Origin of the sequence: Limimaricola sp. AA108-03 (assembly GCF_050847355.1) — a bacterium.
Lineage (GTDB): Bacteria > Pseudomonadota > Alphaproteobacteria > Rhodobacterales > Rhodobacteraceae > Limimaricola.
Genome location: NZ_CP193756.1, coordinates 65669 through 81084, shown reverse-complemented (window position 1 = coordinate 81084; position 15416 = coordinate 65669). Strand labels below are relative to the sequence as shown.

Here is a 15416-nt window from a genome sequence, read left to right as displayed (position 1 = left end):
GAGATTTGAATGAAGTCTGGAATTTCCGGACGCCCGCTTTGCCGGGCGGTCAGCCGGCAAACCCGAACTGCCAGACGGCAAGCGGGGCTGCAAGCAAGAGGATCAGCGACAGCACCGCCAGGGCGCCGTCGCGGGTCAGAAGACCGGCCGCAAACAGGGCGATGACGGCGGACGCGATGGAGCCCGAGGTCGGCACGATCTCCATGACCGGCATGAAAAGCGTCAATCCCAGGATGAGGATCAGGGGTAGCCAAAGCCACGGGCGGTGAAAGAGGAAGGTCAGGCGGGGACGCAAGAAACGCTCGACGAAGTGCACCGGTTTGCGCAGCCAGCCAATCCCTTTGCATAGCTTGGCGGCCGACATATGCCGACGGGTGATAAACTCCGGAAGCCAAAGGCATTCGCGTCCGGCCACCATCTGCACGACAAGGATGAAGACGATCGCCGCCACCACGGTCGTGATGCCCGGGATGGCGCTCGCGGGCGATGTCGAGATCAGCGAGAACACCAGCATCAGCGAGGCGAACGACTTGCGGCCAAGCTTCTCGATGACCTCCGAGATCGCGATGCTTTCTCCATGCACCGAGCTCTCCAGTTGATCGAGAACCTCGCTCAGGGCGCGCGTGCGTTCTTTTGCCATGGGGCCTCGGGGCATCGCGTTCAGGTCAGGCGCTCAACGGCACGGATCGACATCCGGTTTCGAATGCCGCGCCGATGAAACCGCGATGCGAGGCTGGACCAGAATAGCGCCATGGAAATCTCAATGGCCTGCCGACCGGTGCTTGAGCGACGTGCCGCAACGAGATGCTGTCATGGAGTGATATCAGTTCGGGTTTGCCATAGCGGCTCAGACAGTTTGTTAGACATCCTCTGACCGCACAAGATTTGCAGGGTCTCGGAGGAAGCCCGGCGGGTCCGCTTGTGAAGCCGGGGAACCCTCATGTGGCTTTTCGCTTGGCCCTTCGATGGATCTGGCGAAAGGAAGACCATGCAGCAGCTCTACCTGACCATGGCGCTTGCCGCGCTGACGGTGATGGGGCTCGGCCTGACCTCCGGTCTCTTGCAGAAGCTGCCGCTGTCCCGGCCCCTGCTGGCGCTCGCGATCGGGGTGGCTGCGGGCCCGGTGGGGCTCGGGTGGATGCGACCCGAGGACTGGGGCGACCCGCATGTGATCCTGAAGGAAGCCGCCCGGCTGACACTGGCCATCTCGGTCATGGGCGTGGCGCTGCGCATTCCGGCGCAGGACCTGCCGAGATCGCGGCGACCGCTGCTGCTGCTCCTCGGACCGGGCCTTCTCCTGATGTGGGCCGTGTCCAGCGGCCTCGCCTGGCTCGCCTTCGGGCTGGCACCGCTGATGGCTCTCGCGGTGGGCGCGGCGATCACCCCCACCGATCCCGTGGTCGCGGCCTCGATCGTGACGGGCAAAGTCGCCAAGAGCACCTTGCCGCGCGATACGAGAACCATCCTGTCGACGGAATCCGGAGCCAATGACGGGCTTGCCTATCTGCTTGTGCTCCTGCCGCTGCTGCTTCTGACGGAAGGCACCGAGGCGGGGCTCGGCCGTTTCCTGAGCCACACCATTCTGGTGGGGGTTCTCTTGGCCGTGGTCATCGGTGCTGCGCTTGGCAGCGCGACCGCCCTCATTCTCCGCATCGGCGACCGCCGAGGCTGGGTGGCGGAAAGCTCGATCCTCGGAATGACGGTGGCGCTGTCGCTGCTGGCGGTGAGTGCCGCCCATGCGTCGGGCTCCGACGGAATTCTTGCGTCTTTCGTGGCCGGCATCGCCTTCAACACGCTGGTGGACCGCAAGGCCGAAATGGAGGACGAGAACGTCCAGGAGGCGGTGTCCAAGCTTTTCACCCTGCCGGTGTTCGTGCTGACCGGCGCGCTGCTGCCCTGGAGCGCGTGGGCGGCGCAGGGCTGGACGCTCGGGCTGTTCGCGCTTGGCGTTCTCGCGCTCCGCCGGCCGCTGACCCTCCTGATGCTGGCGCCCCTCATGGGGGTGAAGCGACGCGATGCCGTCTTCCTCGGCTGGTTCGGCCCCGTGGGCGTGGCGGCCATCTACTACGCGCTGCACGCGCGGGAGATGCTGCATGACCCGCGGACATGGACCATCACCAGCGCCGCCGTGACCGCCTCGGTCGTGCTGCACGGCGTAACAGCCAGTATCGGGGTGTCGATCTACGGACGCATCGCCGGGAATGCCGGGGCCGAAGGGCCTTGGGAGCGGGAGGGGGGATCGGCTTGATTGCCGCGACCAGTTGGATCACTGGCGCGACGTTGATCGAAGGGAAATCTGCTCTGCGAGTTTTCCCTCATGAGGGGCGGTATTCGGCACCGGCGCATGCCACGACAGGCACGCAAGCAAAGGAAATGGCGGGGGTGCGCACATATGGCCGCGTTTTCAGAAATGATCGGCTCTTGGGCTCGCGCGCTGAAGCGGGATGTCTTGGCTCTGTGGATCGCGGCGCGCGACCCACGCACGCCGCTCACCGCGAAGCTGGTCGCCGGGGCGGTCGCGGCCTACGCCCTGAGCCCGATCGACCTGATCCCTGACGTCATTCCGCTACTGGGGCAGCTGGACGATCTGCTGATCGTGCCGCTCGGGATCATGCTGGCATTGCGGCTGATTCCTTCTCCGCTCATGCAGGAATTCCGGGAGGCGGCCCTGCGGCGATCCCGGCCGCGCAGCGCCATCGCCGCCGCGGCCGTGATCGGTATCTGGATACTCGGGGCCACGCTGCTGGGGATGGCCTGGCTCCGGTAGGAACCATAGCCATCCCCAGACGCGAGGCACCGAGCACGCCCTCCCCAGCGAGACGCGGCGGAGACGCCCTCAGTCGGCGGCCCACATCCGGTAGAGGTTGCTCTTGGCCTTGAGCAGCCGGTCGAAGGCCGGCGACTTGCCCTGGCTGTCGAAGACCGCGCGCGCAGCAACATCGAGATCGTGCAGGACCTCGCGCCGCTCCGCCGACCGCACCCAGCTGGTGACCCAGCCGACCACGGCCACGCGCGTGCCCTGCGCCACCGCCTCCACCCGGTGCAAAGCGCTGGTCGGGTAAAGCACGAGGTCGCCGGGCTCCAGCCGGATCACCCGCTCCTCGATCGCGTCCTCCATGACGAGACCGCCGCCCTCGTAGCTGTCGGTCTCGCTCAGGAAGAGAGTGAAGGACATGTCGGTCCGGCTGCCCTTCATGATCGGGTCGTCGACATGGGTGCCGTATGCCATGCCGGGTCCATAGCGCGAGACCAGCATCCGCGCGAACTTTCGCGGACGGGCCACGCTGGTGAACACCTCGTTGGAACTGAGCGCCTTGCGCACCTTGGCGAAGATCGCCTCGCGGGCCGGTGTGTCCGCCGCCTGCTCGTTGCTCTTCACGCCCTTCGCATAGCGCCCGGCGGTGCGCCGACCGTCTTCGAACTCAAGCGCCTCGATCGCCTCGCGGAGCGCGGCGACCTCGTGGGGATCGAGGACGCCTCCGATCACATGGACCATGGGATCAGCGCAGCTTCAGAGCGGAGAGCTCGACCCGCGCGGCGGCGGCATGAAGCAGGCTGGCTTCCGGCGTGGCGATGTCTTCGCCGGCCGATCCCCCGAACGCGGCACCGGCCTCCTCGAGCTGGGCGCGCACCTCTGCGCCGACCTCGGCAACCGCGGCCTCATCCGATGCCGCCAGTGCATCGGCCTCCGCCTTCACCGCCTCATAGATCCCGAAGGCTTCAAGGTATTCCGTCCGATCGCTCACGGCGCCGTCCGAGACCGCCTCGGCGTAGTGCTCGCCGGCCGCGCGCAGCCCCAAGGAGATCGCTTCCAGCCGATCCGCGGCCGTGGCCTCAGCCCGGGCGGCAGCAAGACGCTCGTGCAGTTCGGCAAAGCCTTGGTCGTCCGCGGCCGCTTCGAGTTCTTCGATGCGCTCATAAAGCTCGCCCGCGAGCGCGCCTTCGAGCCCATGCTCCGCCAACTCGGCGGCCTCCTCGATCAGCTCGGCCGCGTCCTCGCCACTCTGGCGCTGCGCCTCGGCGGCGCGCAGCAGCCCGTCGATCACCAGCAGGCTGCGCGCGTGGGCCAGAGCAGGCTCGAGCGCCGAACTGCCGCCCTCGGACTCGCCTTCGCCGGCAGCGGCGGCTTCGCCTTCACCTTCGCCCTCAGCCTCCACGGCACCTTCGCCTTCGCCCTCGGCTTCCACGGTGCCTTCACCCTCGCCCTCGGCCTCCACGGCACCTTCACCTTCGCCCTCCGCTTCTACGGTGCCTTCGCCCTCGGCCTCCACGGCGCCTTCCCCCTCACCTTCGGCCTCGCCCTCGGCCTCTACAGCGCCCTCACCTTCGCCTTCGGCCTCCGCGACGCCTTCACCCTCGCCTTCGACCTCTATCGCGCCCCCTTCGCCTTCAGGTTCCGCGGCACCTTCGCCCTCGGCTTCGATCTCGACAGCGCCTTCACCTTCGGCCTCGATCTGGTGGACGAGGCCCTTTGGGTCCGACAGGTCGGTGGCGACGGAAGCGGCCCCGGCGGCGGAGCCGATAATGGCGGCAGACGCGCCGAGCGCGAGAACGCGGCGGGCGGTGACGACACGGCGAGGTTTGCGAGTGATCGTGCTCATGATCGAGCTCCTAAATCCTACTGTTTGCGTCAGAGATACAGGTCGCGACTGGGAGGTCAAGCAAAGCGGCGACCCGGCGATGTAACCTGCGGGCCGGCTTGCGGTTCGCCTCAAATGGTGCTTGAGATCCCGGCAGCGCTGGCCCTCTCCGTCGCACAACCTGGGCCGACTCCTCCGGACAGGAGAAATCCCTTGCATTTCGTTCTCTTGATCAACGGCATCGCCTGCCTGTTCATGGGCGTGCTGCTGACGCTCGACGCACTGTTCTTTCCCGCGACTTGGCGGGTCTTTCTCACCGCGGGCGGTCTGGCCTGTTTCGTCGGGACCGCCCTCACATTGGTGGCGTGGGATGCAAAGGGGCGGCTGAAGCGCAACCACACCTTCCTGCTGACGGCGACGATGTGGCTCACCGGGGCCACCGTCGGGGCCCTGCCGCTCTGGCTCTGGGCCATGACCCCGACCGACGCCTTCTTCGAAGCCATGTCCGGCATCACCACCACCGGCTCCACGGTGCTGACAGGGCTCGACGAGAAACCGCATGGCATCCTGTGGTGGCGCGCGATCCTGCAATGGATCGGTGGCGTCGGCTTCATCGTCACCGGCATGGCGCTGCTACCGATCCTGCGCACGGGGGGCATGCAGCTCTTCCGCACCGAAAGCTCCGAGCGCGGCGAGAAGGAGCTCCACAGCGCAACTTCGGTCGCCGCCGCGACCCTGTGGATCTATGTCGGGCTGACCACCCTGTGCCTGCTGGTCTATCTGGTGGGCGGCATGTCGCCCTTCGATGCGGTCACCCATGCCATGACGACGCTCTCGACCGGAGGCTATTCCACGCATGACGCGTCGTTCGGCCATTTCGACAGCGCCTTCCTGCAATGGGCCGGCACGTTCTTCATGTTCTGCGGGGCCCTGCCCTTCGTCTGGTATATCCGCGCAGCAAACCGCGGCATCTTCCGCAGCGAGCAGGTCCGGGCCTTCGCCATCGGGCTGACCATCGTCATCCTGCTGCTCACCTTCTGGCGGATGGTGGATCACGACGCGATGCCGCTGCCGGCGCTGCGCGAGGTCGCCTTCAACGTGGTCTCCGTGGTGACCACCACCGGCTTCGCCACAGTGGACTACACGCTCTGGGGACCTGCGGCGCAGGTGGCATTCTTTTTCCTGACGGCCATCGGCGGCTGCACCGGCTCGACGGCCGGCGGCGTGAAGATCATGCGCTGGATCATCCTGTCGCGCAGCATCGGGAGCAGTGCGCGGCAACTGTTGCACCCAAGCGGGATCTTTCCCATCCGTTACGAGGGACGGTCTGTCGAGGATGACGTCATCAGCGGCGTCGCGGCCTTCTTCACCTTTTTTGCGCTCACGGTCTTCGGGCTTGCCGTCGCACTCGCGCTCATCGGGCTCGATCCTGTGACGGCCATCACAGGGGCGCTCACGGCGGTCACCAATGTCGGCCCCGGGCTGGGGCCGATCATCGGCCCGGCAGGCAACTTCGCGCCCCTGCCGGACCTGGCCAAATGGTTTCTGAGCTTCGGCATGTATGCCGGGCGGCTCGAGATGCTGACCGTCTTCGTGTTGCTGACCCGGCTGTTCTGGGAGGAAGGAGCCGCATGAAGCAGCGTGGCCGTTGCGGATCGAAGCACCAAGCCCCCACGCCTTCGATGCCAGTTCCTGCCCGGCGACGCGAAGAACGTCACGGCCCGCCCATCCGGCTATCGAGATTGTGCAGAATCCAGATCGTGCCCCCACCCATCATGCCGAGGATCAGGGCCGTGAAGAGGATGAGTTGCAGGTCTTCCTTCGCCTGCCCCTTGAGCCGGATATGCAGAAAGAAACGGAACTGCACCGCGATCTGCCCCAGCGCGGCCGCGCCGATGGCCCACCACAGGGCTGTCTGCGACAGCCAGTCCGAAGCGACTGCCCCGAAGACCGGCAGCGTCAGCAGCAGCGACAATCCGTAGCCCCACAGATAGGAGCGCAACTCCTGCTGGGGCGTGCCATCGGGGGTGCCGGTTTCGTCCTCCGTCTCGACGGGCGCGCTCATGCCAGTCCTCCGAGGAAGACGACCGAGACGATGGCGATCCAGACCACGTCGAGGAAGTGCCACAGCACGCCAAGCCGCAGGAGCGCCGTCTTAACCGGCGTATCGAGGCCAAAGCGCCAGATCTGTGCCGCGATCGCCATGAGCCAGAGGGCGGCCGCCATGACGTGCAAGGCGTGCAACGGCACCAGCGCCCAGTAGGCGGAGAGAAAGCCGCTACGCTGCGGCGCACCGCCTTTGCCAAGGATCGCGTGCAAATCCTTGGCCTCCATCGCCACGAAAGCCAATCCAAGCATCAGTGTCAGGCCAAGCCACGCCAGCACCGGGCCGACGCGGTGCCCCGGGCCGTGCTTCAGCGACAGCACCGCCATGCCGTAGGTCAGGCTCGAGGTCAAAAGCACGATGGTTTCAATGAAGACGGGCCTCAGCTCGAACAAGTCCTTCGGACCCGGTCCGCCCGCGAGGTTGTCCAGCATCGTCACATAAGTGGCGAGCAGCAGCCCGAAGGTGACGAGATCGCTCATCATGAAGACCCAGAAGCCGAAGACCAAGGCTTCGGCCTCGCCATGCGCGTCGGCATGGCCGCTGCCGAGGTTCAGGCCGGGGTGCCGACCGGTTTCGGTGTTCATGACTGCTCCTCCTGCGAGGCCGGGATCGCATATCCGAGATTTGCGGGCGTGTTCTCCTCGTGCCGGGTCACGCGCGGCGTGGCATGCACCTGGGCGAGCCAGCTTTCATGCGCCTCGCGCACCTCTGCCGCCGGAACAATCCGAACCGTGTCGCGCACGAAACCGCGCGCCAGCGTCGCGCCGAGGCCAAGCAGTGCTCCAGAGATCGCCAGCCACCATATGTGCCAGACAAGACCGAAGGCACAGGCGAAGCCCGCGATGCCGATGACCGGGCCGACCGCGCTGTTTCTGGGCATCTCGATGTCCTCATAATCCTCGATCGACAGGTAGGCGCACTCCTGTTCCTTGGCCTCGGTGAAGGGGTCGCGGGTCTCCACCTTCGGTAGCACAGCGAAATTCCACTCCGGTGCCGGCGCCGGGATCGACCACTCGAGGCTGCGTCCATCCCACGGATCGCCCACGGGCACCCGCCGGTGCTCGCGTTCGCGGATCGAGACGACGAACTGGGCGACAAGGCAGCCGAAGGCGAAGAGCACCAACCCTGCCCCAACGAGAGCGGTGAGTGTGAAGGGAAGGTAGGCGGTCTCGAAGAAGGCCACCGTCCGGCGTGGCATGCCGAGAAGTCCCAGGCCGTAGAGTGGGAAGAACGCCAGAATGAACCCCCCGAGCCAGGAGAGGGCGGCGCGGCGGCCCCATTTTTCCTCGAGCCGGAAGCCGAAGGCCTTGGGAAACCAGAAGGTATAGGCCGCAAGCATGCCAAAGAGCAGGCCGGGTATGAGCATGTTGTGAAAATGCGCGACGAGGAAAAGCGTGTTGTGGGTGACATAGTCGAGGCTCGGATTGGCCAGCACGATGCCCGTGGCACCGCCGATGACGAACAGCATCAGGAAGCCCGCGGCATAGATCATCGGCACGCCCAGACGCACGCGGCCCCGATAGAGCGTCAGCATCCAGTCATAGACTTTCACGCCGGTGGGGATGCCGATCAGCATCGTCGCGATGCCGAAGACCGCGTTGAGTGAGGCCGACTGCCCCATGGTGAAGAAGTGATGCACCCAGACGGTAAATGAGAGCACCGCGATGCAGATCGTGGCCAGTGCCAGAGAGGTGTAGCCGTAGAGCTTCTTGCCCGAGAGGGTCGAGATCACTTCGGAGTAGACGCCGAAAGCGGGCAGGATCAGGATGTAGACCTCCGGATGCCCGAACAGCCAGAACATGTTGGCATAGAGCATCGGGTCACCGCCCCCTGTATTGGTGAAGAAGTGAAAGTCCAGGTAGCGGTCGAGCGCCAGCATCGCGGTCGCCAGCGTCAGGGGTGGCATCGCGAAAATCATCAGGATCGACACGCACAACGCAGTCCAACAGAACAACGGCATCCGGAACATCGCCATTCCCGGCGCGCGTTTCTTGTAGATCGTCACCGCGAAGTTCATCCCGGCCAGCGTTGTGCCGAGCGACGACAACGTCACTGCCCAGATCCAGTAGTCGGGCCCGACGTCCGGGCTGTAGGCGATCTCGGTGAAGGGTGGATAGCCACTCCAGCCGCCGATCGAGAACGGAGTGAACAGCAGCGACGCCATGACGAGCGCCGCCCCCGCCGCGGTGAGTGCGAGGCTGACGGAGTTCAGAAGAGGAAACGCGACGTCGCGCGCGCCGATCTGCAATGGCATCACGAAATTGATGACGCCGGTCAGGAACGGCATGGCCATGAAAAAGATCATGATCGTGCCATGGGTCGAAAAGAGCTGCCCGAAATGCTCGGGGCTGAGAAAACCGCCCCCCAGACCTACCGCCTGCTGGGTGCGCATCACCGACGCCTCGGCCAGCGCCCGCGCCAGCATGACGAAGGCAAGCGCGATATACATGACGCCGATCTTCTTGTGATCGAGGCTGGTCAACCAATCGCGCCAGAGTGCTCCCCAGAGCTTGTGACGTGTCAGCGCCCAGAAAGTGACCAGAGTGCCCAGCACCATGATCCCCGCCGCGCCGCTCGCGATGAGGCCGTTGATGATGCTCGATGCGCTCGGACGCGTTACCATTTCCCAGAACGGCAGGGCGTTCCAGTCGAGCCGCCCCAGTGCGGCATCGAGGAAGTCCGAAAGCGTCATCGACCGGCGGCGACGTGATGCGGGGCCGTCGGGGCCTTGGCGGTCTCGGACATCACCCGCGCAAAAAGCTCGGCCGGCAGGCCGCCGAACAGGATCTCATCCCCTTGGCGGTCCAGCGCGCGGGCCAGATCGGAGGCCACACCCTCCCGGCCCAGAGCGTCCAGAGCTGCCGCGTCGAGGGCCGGTGCTGTTGCAGCGTCTCGTGCCCAGTCTCTGAACGCTGCCTCGGTCATCGCCACGGCCTCGAACTTCTGCATGTGAAAACCTTTACCGTTGTATTGGGAGTTCTCGCCTTTGAACCGCCCGGGCGCATCCGCTTCGAGATGCAACCATGTCGACATGCCGCCCATGGCATAGACTTGGCTACCAAGCGCCGGCACGAAGAACGACTGCATCACGGTGGCCGAGGTCAGTTCGATCTCCAGTGGCCGCCCGGCTGGAAAGGCCAGCAGATTGACGCTGGCGATGCCGAGGTCCGGGTAGAGGAACAGCCACTTCCAGTCGTAACCGACGGCCTGCACGCGCAGCGGATCGACCTCCGAGACAATCGGCGCGTAAGGGTCGAGCCGCGTCGTGTTGATCCAGAGCAACGCCGCGAGAACCGTGACCACCAGTGCTGGACCGCCCCACAGGACGACCTCCCATCCGCGCGAAAACGCCCATCGCGGCTCGTAGTCCGCCCCGCCGTGATCGCGGTAGCGCCAGATCAGCCAAGGCGTCAGCGTCAGGACGGGCAGCACGACCAGCACCATCAACGCGGCGACCAACCAGAAATGCGTGCGCTGCTGCGCGGCCACCGGTCCTTGGGGATCGAGGAAGCTCTCGATCCCGCATCCCGGCAATAGCACAATGGCACCAAGAACCAGAAGCCTCCGAAGGGCTCGCCCCCATTCAATGCCAGCCCTCGTATTTCGGCCGGCCGGTTTCATGCGGCCGCACCGTTCCGAATGCTATTGTGCTTGTAGCGCAGGGGAGATGCCCTCATCGCAGTGCCACCTGGAAAGATTCCAGCGCCAGAAAAGAAGGGCCGGTCAGTCGCTTGCCGACAGGGGCATTCGTGAAACACAAGTAGCGCCAACAGTGCCGCTGATCGAGCGCGCTTCCCTCGTCTGAAGCGCAGCCTCTTCAACGACCGAGTTTCTCGGCATACTCCACCAGCCGCCGGGCCTGAAATGCCACCGACTGCTTCCCACTCTCGTCGAGGGGACCTGGCGTGCAAGAGTAACCGTAAGGGTTACCGCCGTCCTCGAACTTCACCGGGTCCGCGTAGCCGGGCGCCACGATGATCGCGCCCCAATGCATGGCGGTTACATAGATCGACTGGATCGTCGTTTCCTGACCGCCGTGCGGGTTCTGTGCTGACGTGGTCGCGGTGACAACCTTGTTGGCCAAGGCTCCCGATTGCCACAGCGGGCCCAGCGTGTCGACAAAAGCGCGGAATTGGCTCGCGGGAACACCGAAGCGGGTCGGCACGGAGATGAAATAGCCGTCGGCCCATTCCATGTCATCGAGCGTAGCTTCAGGGATGTCCTGCATTTTCTGAAGCTGATCTCGCCAGGCTTCTTGTCCTTCGACCACGTCGAGCGGCGCGGTCTCCCGGCATCGCCGCAACCGCACCTCAGCCCCAGCAGCCTCGAGAGCACTTGCGGCCTGCAAGGCGATGCCATGATTGGTGCCGTATGTGGAATAGAAGAGGACGGTGATCTTCGCGGCCATGAGCTTACCCGTAATTGGTGGATCTTTGGCCAAACGGATTGCCAGGCAGATAGGTCCCTTGCCGCATCGGAGATGCTCTCCATGATCATTATTGGGGCGCCGAGCCAACGCGCGTCAGTCTGGAAACGCGCTCGGCCCATGTGAATGCCGCCCAGTCATAGGCGAAGCGGCCTCCCTCCCCTTCGGTTGCAGTGTGAGTTTTCAATTCTCTGGCCAAAAACTATCCCTCTCGGAATTCAGAGGAGGGGTTGGAAGAGGCAGACCGTCTGACCTCAGGCGCCGACAGGGGCTCGCCCATCGAACGCGATCCCGAAGCCGATCTGCGATCGGAGTTCGCGCAGGTCGTGGCCGAGACCGAAGCCGTCACGCCGCGCGAGATCCATGTCGACCTCGCGATCGACCGGATCGACTGCGACCGCGCCCGCATGGGCCAGCTTCTCTCGAACCTGCTGAGCAATGCCGTCACCCATGGCTCGCCGGATCTCCCCGTGCGGGTCGAGGCCCGGGTTCTGGACGGGATCTTCCAGCTCACCGTGTCGAATGCGAGCGCCCCATCCCGGCCGCGGTGCTGCGCGGGCTGTTCCAACCCTTCTCGCGGGGAAAGGACAGCAAGGGCTCCGGGATCGGCCTGGGGCTCTACATCGCGTCCGAAATCGCCCGGGCGCATGGAGGTCATCTGACCGCCGAGATGCGGAGCGGCAATGTCGTCTTCACGAGGACCATGCCGGCGGCGGCCCCAGCGGAGGAGCAGAGGCGGATCGCACGCTCCGCCGCCCCGAAGGCCTGACTTCCGCGGAGCAGCTATGCTCGGGAGGGCTCGCGCGAGACCTCGAGAACGAGCCTCAAGACGTCCGATCGGGTCAGCACACCGGCCAAGCGGCCTTCCTGCATGACGGGCACGACTTCGGCACCCTGCCGGGCGAACCGATGCAGGAGAGATCCGATCGGCTGGTCATGGGAGGCGATCTCAGCCGGGGGTCGCATGACATCTCCGGCGGTGAGTTCCGATGAGTGGCCGCACCGCCCTGCCCCGTCGACAGCGATCAGGGGATGCAGAAGGTCAGCCTGCAACACGAGACCCAGCAGTCTCCCGCCCGGCCCGGAAACCGGCACACTCTTGATCGGGTGATCGCGGAACAGCGCTGCGACATCGGCCAGCGAGGCGTCAGGTGAGGTGGTGATCAGGGGTCGGGTCATGACATCGCCGCAGGTGATCCCGTTGAATCGCTGTCGCACCGCGACCTCCTCGGCCGCAGCCAGCACCCGGCCGAGATCCGCGGCCCCCATGTTGGCGGACTGGTTGAACCGCGCGAGGAGCGCCTCCAGGTCCTCGTTTGTCAGTCCGAGGCGTTGGCCCGCTCGATCTGCCGCCTCCTCCATCTGCCGGAAGGGATAGACTCGCCCGGTGAGGCGATTGTATCCGGTGGCAGTCAGCACGAGTGCCACCGTCACCACACCGACGGGTCCGATGACGAACCAGAGCCCGGCATTCAGAACAGGCTCCGGATCGAGCGCGCTCAGCAAGGCGACCGCGCCTCCGGGGGGATGCAGAGCGCGCAGCAGCATCATGACGAGGATCGCCAGTCCGACGGCCACCGCCGCCGTCCAGGGCGGCGGGACCAGGGCGATGACAAGAAGCGCGACCAAGGCCGAACTCGTGTTGCCGAGGATGGCCGACCAGGGTTGGGCCAGCGGGCTGTTGGGGGCGCAGAACAGCAGGACCGCGCTCGCGCCCATCGGGGCGATGATCACGAGTGGCAGCCCAAAGCCGTCGGGGCTCAACGCGGCAACGAGGCCGCAAAGCGCGAGGCCGAAGGCGGCTCCGCCCGCGGCCCTGAGCTGCTCCGGAACCGGGAAGCGCCCCATGGCGGGGAAGAGGTGGTGGAAAGGGTGCATCGCGGGGATCTGTCTCTTGTGAGCCGCCTGCTCGGTAAGCGGACTGCGATGCTTCTGCCGCATATTCAGGCAAATGGAAAATGCTGTGGCTGCCTCAGGCCGCCGTCGCCATCGGCCTTGAAGGATGCGACGGAGAATGCCCCGTGGACATGAAGCCGACGGCCCCCGTCAGCCGGCAAACCCGAACTGCCAGACGGCGACCGGCACCGCGATGAGCAGGACCAGGGACATCACCGCCAGGGCACCGTCGCGGGTCAGAAGCCCGGCTGCGAACAGGGCAATGACGGCGGACGCGATGGAACCCGAGGTCGGCACGATCTCCATCACAGGCATGAAGAGGGTGAGACACAGGATCAGGATCAGCGGCAACCATAGCCACGGGCGATGGAAGAGAAAGGTCAGGCGGGGCTTCAGGTAACGCTCGACGAAGTGGACAGGCCTGCGCAGCCAGCCGATCCCTTTGCAGAGCTTGGCGGCCGACATATGCCGACGGGTGATGAATTCCGGCAGCCAGAGACATTTGCGCCCGATCATCATCTGCACGACGAGGATGAAGACGATCGCCGCCACCACGGTCGTGATGCCGGGAATGGCGCTCGCCGGCGACGTCGAGATCAGCGAGAAGACCAGCATCAGGGAGGCGAACGACTTGTGTCCCAGCTTCTCGATCACGTCGGAGATCGCGATGCTGTCCCCTTGGACCGAGCTTTCCAGCTGGTCGAGAACCTCGCTGAGAGCACGCCTGCGTTCGTCTGCCATGGGGACCTCGGAAAATCCGGTTCGGTTACGGCACTCAACGGCACGGGCCGTCGCCGAGTTTCCAAAGCCACTTCGATAAGTCACGGCGCGAGATGGCTCGTCCAAGGGCAAGTCACGGGCAACTTCTGCAAGGCAGGCCGGCCTTGCCCCAAAGCCTGCCCGGCGACCGGCATGTTGCGGAATGATATCCGGTGTGCTCTGCCGTCGCGTTGCGACCACTGATCGGCGGAATGGCCAGTGAACTGAACCCAAGCACGATGCCCTTGCTGCACGCAGCGTTCCTGATGGAAGGACCTTTCCTCATCGCATGGGTGGCCCCGCGCGCGCAGGCTTTCCTCCTCTACGCCGTGTTTTGGCGGTTCCAGGCAATCGAGGACCAAAGCGAGATGCCAATCAGCACGGCCCCGGCCAGCCCGGTGATGACCTCCGGAATGTGAACCAGGGACTGGGCGAACATCACGACCGACAGGGCGATGATCGCGTAGAACGCGCCATGTTCGAGATACCGATACTGGGTCAAGGTACCGTTCTCGACGAGCATGATGGTCATCGAGCGGACAAATATTGCGCCTATGCCCAGCCCGATCGCGATCACGAACAGGTTCTGGCTCAAGGCGAAGGCCCCGATCACACCGTCGAACGAGAACGACGCATCCAGAACCTCAAGGTAGAGAAAGGCGCCGAGCCCACCTTTCGCCCCGGCCGTCGCCGCTTCGCGGGAATGGTCGAGGAGCCCTCCGACGACCTCGACGCACAGGAACGTCAGAAGCCCCCAGATGGCCGAGCGAAAGAAGATCTCGCTCTGCGCCTCTTGCAGCTGACTTGAAAAAGCGAGCACGAGCAGCAAAACGATGGCCACTTCCACCCCGCGGATGGTGGCATACTGCGCCATCTTGCGCTCGAACCACCGCACCCAGTGCACGTCCTTCTCCTTGTCGAAGAAGAAGGACAGGCCGACCATCATCAGGAAGGTGCCGCCGAAGGCGGCGATGGGCAGGTGCGCCTCCTGCATGATGCGGGCGTATCGATCGGGGTCCGACGCGGCGAGAACGACCGCTTCCCAAGGCCCGATCCGCGCTGCGATGACGACGATCAGCAGCGGGAACACGATCCGCATGCCGAATACGGCGATGAGGATGCCCCAGGTCAGGAAGCGGTGCTGCCATTCCGGCGTCATCTGCTTCAGCTTGTTGGCATTCACGATCGCATTGTCGAAAGACAGGCTGATCTCGAGAACCGCGAGCACCGCGCAGATCATGAAGACCGTCGCCATTCCGCCCAGGGTGCCGGAGGACTGCCAGCCCAGGGCGGCCCCCAAGGCGAGACCAATCGCGGTGACGGCGAAGGCCCAGCGAAAGTGGCGCAGAACGCCCCGCTGCGATGGGCCTGCCCCTCCGTGGGAGGCAGGCGTGCGAGTATGAGACATGGCGGGAATCCTGATGAAGGCAGATCGATTTCGATGCCGACATCACGGAAGCGCCGTCACTTCCGCCAGAGGGGCCCGGTCATCGGGTTCGTGCTGCATGCTTAGGGGTATTTCGGAAAAGCGCAAACGGTTCCGGGACGCGAAACTGTCAACGGCGAACTCAAGACCGGCCACACCGATATCCAGTATTCAGGGCTCTAGGCTGTCGGCAAGCGCCATGGCCCCTGCGTTTACCCCATA

At 65.1% G+C, this 15416-nt stretch carries 15 protein-coding genes; 4 read left to right on the top strand and 11 right to left on the bottom strand.

What is annotated here, in order from left to right:
- Window positions 1–49: 49 nt before the first annotated feature.
- Entirely contained in the window at window positions 50–640 is a 591-nt protein-coding gene (locus tag ACRAQ3_RS16010; RefSeq protein WP_432256496.1) for an exopolysaccharide biosynthesis protein, read from the bottom strand.
- Window positions 641–988: 348 nt separating this feature from the next.
- On the opposite strand from ACRAQ3_RS16010, the gene ACRAQ3_RS16005 reads away from it, so the two are divergent.
- Together ACRAQ3_RS16005 and ACRAQ3_RS16000 are read left to right on the top strand one after the other, a co-directional pair.
- Window positions 989–2248 carry a cation:proton antiporter gene (locus ACRAQ3_RS16005; RefSeq protein ID WP_432256495.1) on the top strand — a complete coding sequence of 420 codons (1260 nt, stop codon included), beginning with the start codon at window positions 989–991 and terminating at the stop codon, window positions 2246–2248.
- 144 nt (window positions 2249–2392) lie between these two features.
- Window positions 2393–2767 carry a YkvA family protein gene (locus tag ACRAQ3_RS16000; RefSeq protein ID WP_432256494.1) on the top strand — a complete coding sequence of 125 codons (375 nt, stop codon included), beginning with the start codon at window positions 2393–2395 and terminating at the stop codon, window positions 2765–2767.
- Window positions 2768–2836: 69 nt separating this feature from the next.
- Here the strand turns inward: ACRAQ3_RS16000 and ACRAQ3_RS15995 are convergent, their stop codons facing one another.
- Together ACRAQ3_RS15995 and ACRAQ3_RS15990 are read right to left on the bottom strand one after the other, a co-directional pair.
- Window positions 2837–3496: a Fe2+-dependent dioxygenase gene (locus ACRAQ3_RS15995; protein WP_432256493.1), complete on the bottom strand. Its 660-nt coding sequence runs from the start codon at window positions 3494–3496 to the stop codon at window positions 2837–2839.
- Between the two features lie 4 nt (window positions 3497–3500).
- Window positions 3501–4601, bottom strand: coding sequence for a hypothetical protein (locus tag ACRAQ3_RS15990; protein WP_432256492.1), 1101 nt, complete (start codon window positions 4599–4601; stop codon window positions 3501–3503).
- A 192-nt stretch (window positions 4602–4793) separates the two neighbouring features.
- Between ACRAQ3_RS15990 and ACRAQ3_RS15985 the strand changes: the two genes are divergently transcribed.
- Window positions 4794–6215: a TrkH family potassium uptake protein gene (locus ACRAQ3_RS15985; RefSeq protein WP_432256491.1), complete on the top strand. Its 1422-nt coding sequence runs from the start codon at window positions 4794–4796 to the stop codon at window positions 6213–6215.
- Between the two features lie 79 nt (window positions 6216–6294).
- Here the strand turns inward: ACRAQ3_RS15985 and ACRAQ3_RS15980 are convergent, their stop codons facing one another.
- From ACRAQ3_RS15980 to ACRAQ3_RS15960, 5 genes are all read right to left on the bottom strand, one after another.
- Window positions 6295–6645: a cytochrome o ubiquinol oxidase subunit IV gene (locus ACRAQ3_RS15980; RefSeq protein WP_432256490.1), complete on the bottom strand. Its 351-nt coding sequence runs from the start codon at window positions 6643–6645 to the stop codon at window positions 6295–6297.
- Window positions 6642–7271 (bottom strand): cytochrome c oxidase subunit 3, encoded by a 630-nt coding sequence (locus ACRAQ3_RS15975; protein ID WP_432256489.1) that lies wholly within the window; start codon window positions 7269–7271, stop codon window positions 6642–6644. The genes ACRAQ3_RS15980 and ACRAQ3_RS15975 overlap by 4 nt, the downstream gene beginning before the upstream one ends.
- Window positions 7268–9379, bottom strand: coding sequence for a cbb3-type cytochrome c oxidase subunit I (locus ACRAQ3_RS15970; protein WP_432256488.1), 2112 nt, complete (start codon window positions 9377–9379; stop codon window positions 7268–7270). Before ACRAQ3_RS15970 ends, ACRAQ3_RS15975 begins: the two co-directional genes overlap by 4 nt.
- Window positions 9376–10176, bottom strand: a complete 801-nt coding sequence (locus ACRAQ3_RS15965) for a cytochrome ubiquinol oxidase subunit II (RefSeq protein WP_432256487.1) — start codon at window positions 10174–10176, stop codon at window positions 9376–9378. The genes ACRAQ3_RS15970 and ACRAQ3_RS15965 overlap by 4 nt, the downstream gene beginning before the upstream one ends.
- Window positions 10177–10504: 328 nt before the next feature.
- A complete protein-coding gene (locus ACRAQ3_RS15960) occupies window positions 10505–11095 on the bottom strand; it encodes an NAD(P)H-dependent oxidoreductase (protein ID WP_432256486.1) in 591 nt (196 codons plus the stop codon).
- A 193-nt stretch (window positions 11096–11288) separates the two neighbouring features.
- Here ACRAQ3_RS15960 and ACRAQ3_RS15955 point away from each other — a divergent pair, with 193 nt between their 5' ends.
- A complete protein-coding gene (locus tag ACRAQ3_RS15955; protein ID WP_432256485.1) occupies window positions 11289–11882 on the top strand; it encodes an ATP-binding protein in 594 nt (197 codons plus the stop codon).
- 14 nt (window positions 11883–11896) lie between these two features.
- Here the strand turns inward: ACRAQ3_RS15955 and ACRAQ3_RS15950 are convergent, their stop codons facing one another.
- The 3 genes from ACRAQ3_RS15950 to ACRAQ3_RS15940 form a co-directional block, all read right to left on the bottom strand.
- Window positions 11897–13054, bottom strand: a complete 1158-nt coding sequence (locus ACRAQ3_RS15950) for an HPP family protein (protein ID WP_432256484.1) — start codon at window positions 13052–13054, stop codon at window positions 11897–11899.
- A 105-nt stretch (window positions 13055–13159) separates the two neighbouring features.
- Window positions 13160–13750 (bottom strand): exopolysaccharide biosynthesis protein, encoded by a 591-nt coding sequence (locus tag ACRAQ3_RS15945; protein WP_021693939.1) that lies wholly within the window; start codon window positions 13748–13750, stop codon window positions 13160–13162.
- 340 nt (window positions 13751–14090) lie between these two features.
- Window positions 14091–15176, bottom strand: coding sequence for a DUF475 domain-containing protein (locus ACRAQ3_RS15940; RefSeq protein ID WP_432256483.1), 1086 nt, complete (start codon window positions 15174–15176; stop codon window positions 14091–14093).
- Window positions 15177–15416: the final 240 nt, after the last annotated feature.

What these genes read in the sequence shown, in the direction of transcription:
- ACRAQ3_RS16010 (WP_432256496.1), bottom strand. Translation starts at nt 640, where the DNA reads ATGGCAAAAGAACGCACGCGCGCCCTGAGCGAGGTTCTCGATCAACTG.
- ACRAQ3_RS16005 (WP_432256495.1), top strand. Translation starts at nt 989, where the DNA reads ATGCAGCAGCTCTACCTGACCATGGCGCTTGCCGCGCTGACGGTGATG.
- ACRAQ3_RS16000 (WP_432256494.1), top strand. Translation starts at nt 2,393, where the DNA reads ATGGCCGCGTTTTCAGAAATGATCGGCTCTTGGGCTCGCGCGCTGAAG.
- ACRAQ3_RS15995 (WP_432256493.1), bottom strand. Translation starts at nt 3,496, where the DNA reads ATGGTCCATGTGATCGGAGGCGTCCTCGATCCCCACGAGGTCGCCGCG.
- ACRAQ3_RS15990 (WP_432256492.1), bottom strand. Translation starts at nt 4,601, where the DNA reads ATGAGCACGATCACTCGCAAACCTCGCCGTGTCGTCACCGCCCGCCGC.
- ACRAQ3_RS15980 (WP_432256490.1), bottom strand. Translation starts at nt 6,645, where the DNA reads ATGAGCGCGCCCGTCGAGACGGAGGACGAAACCGGCACCCCCGATGGC.
- ACRAQ3_RS15975 (WP_432256489.1), bottom strand. Translation starts at nt 7,271, where the DNA reads ATGAACACCGAAACCGGTCGGCACCCCGGCCTGAACCTCGGCAGCGGC.
- ACRAQ3_RS15970 (WP_432256488.1), bottom strand. Translation starts at nt 9,379, where the DNA reads ATGACGCTTTCGGACTTCCTCGATGCCGCACTGGGGCGGCTCGACTGG.
- ACRAQ3_RS15960 (WP_432256486.1), bottom strand. Translation starts at nt 11,095, where the DNA reads ATGGCCGCGAAGATCACCGTCCTCTTCTATTCCACATACGGCACCAAT.
- ACRAQ3_RS15950 (WP_432256484.1), bottom strand. Translation starts at nt 13,054, where the DNA reads ATGCGGCAGAAGCATCGCAGTCCGCTTACCGAGCAGGCGGCTCACAAG.
- ACRAQ3_RS15945 (WP_021693939.1), bottom strand. Translation starts at nt 13,750, where the DNA reads ATGGCAGACGAACGCAGGCGTGCTCTCAGCGAGGTTCTCGACCAGCTG.
- ACRAQ3_RS15940 (WP_432256483.1), bottom strand. Translation starts at nt 15,176, where the DNA reads ATGTCTCATACTCGCACGCCTGCCTCCCACGGAGGGGCAGGCCCATCG.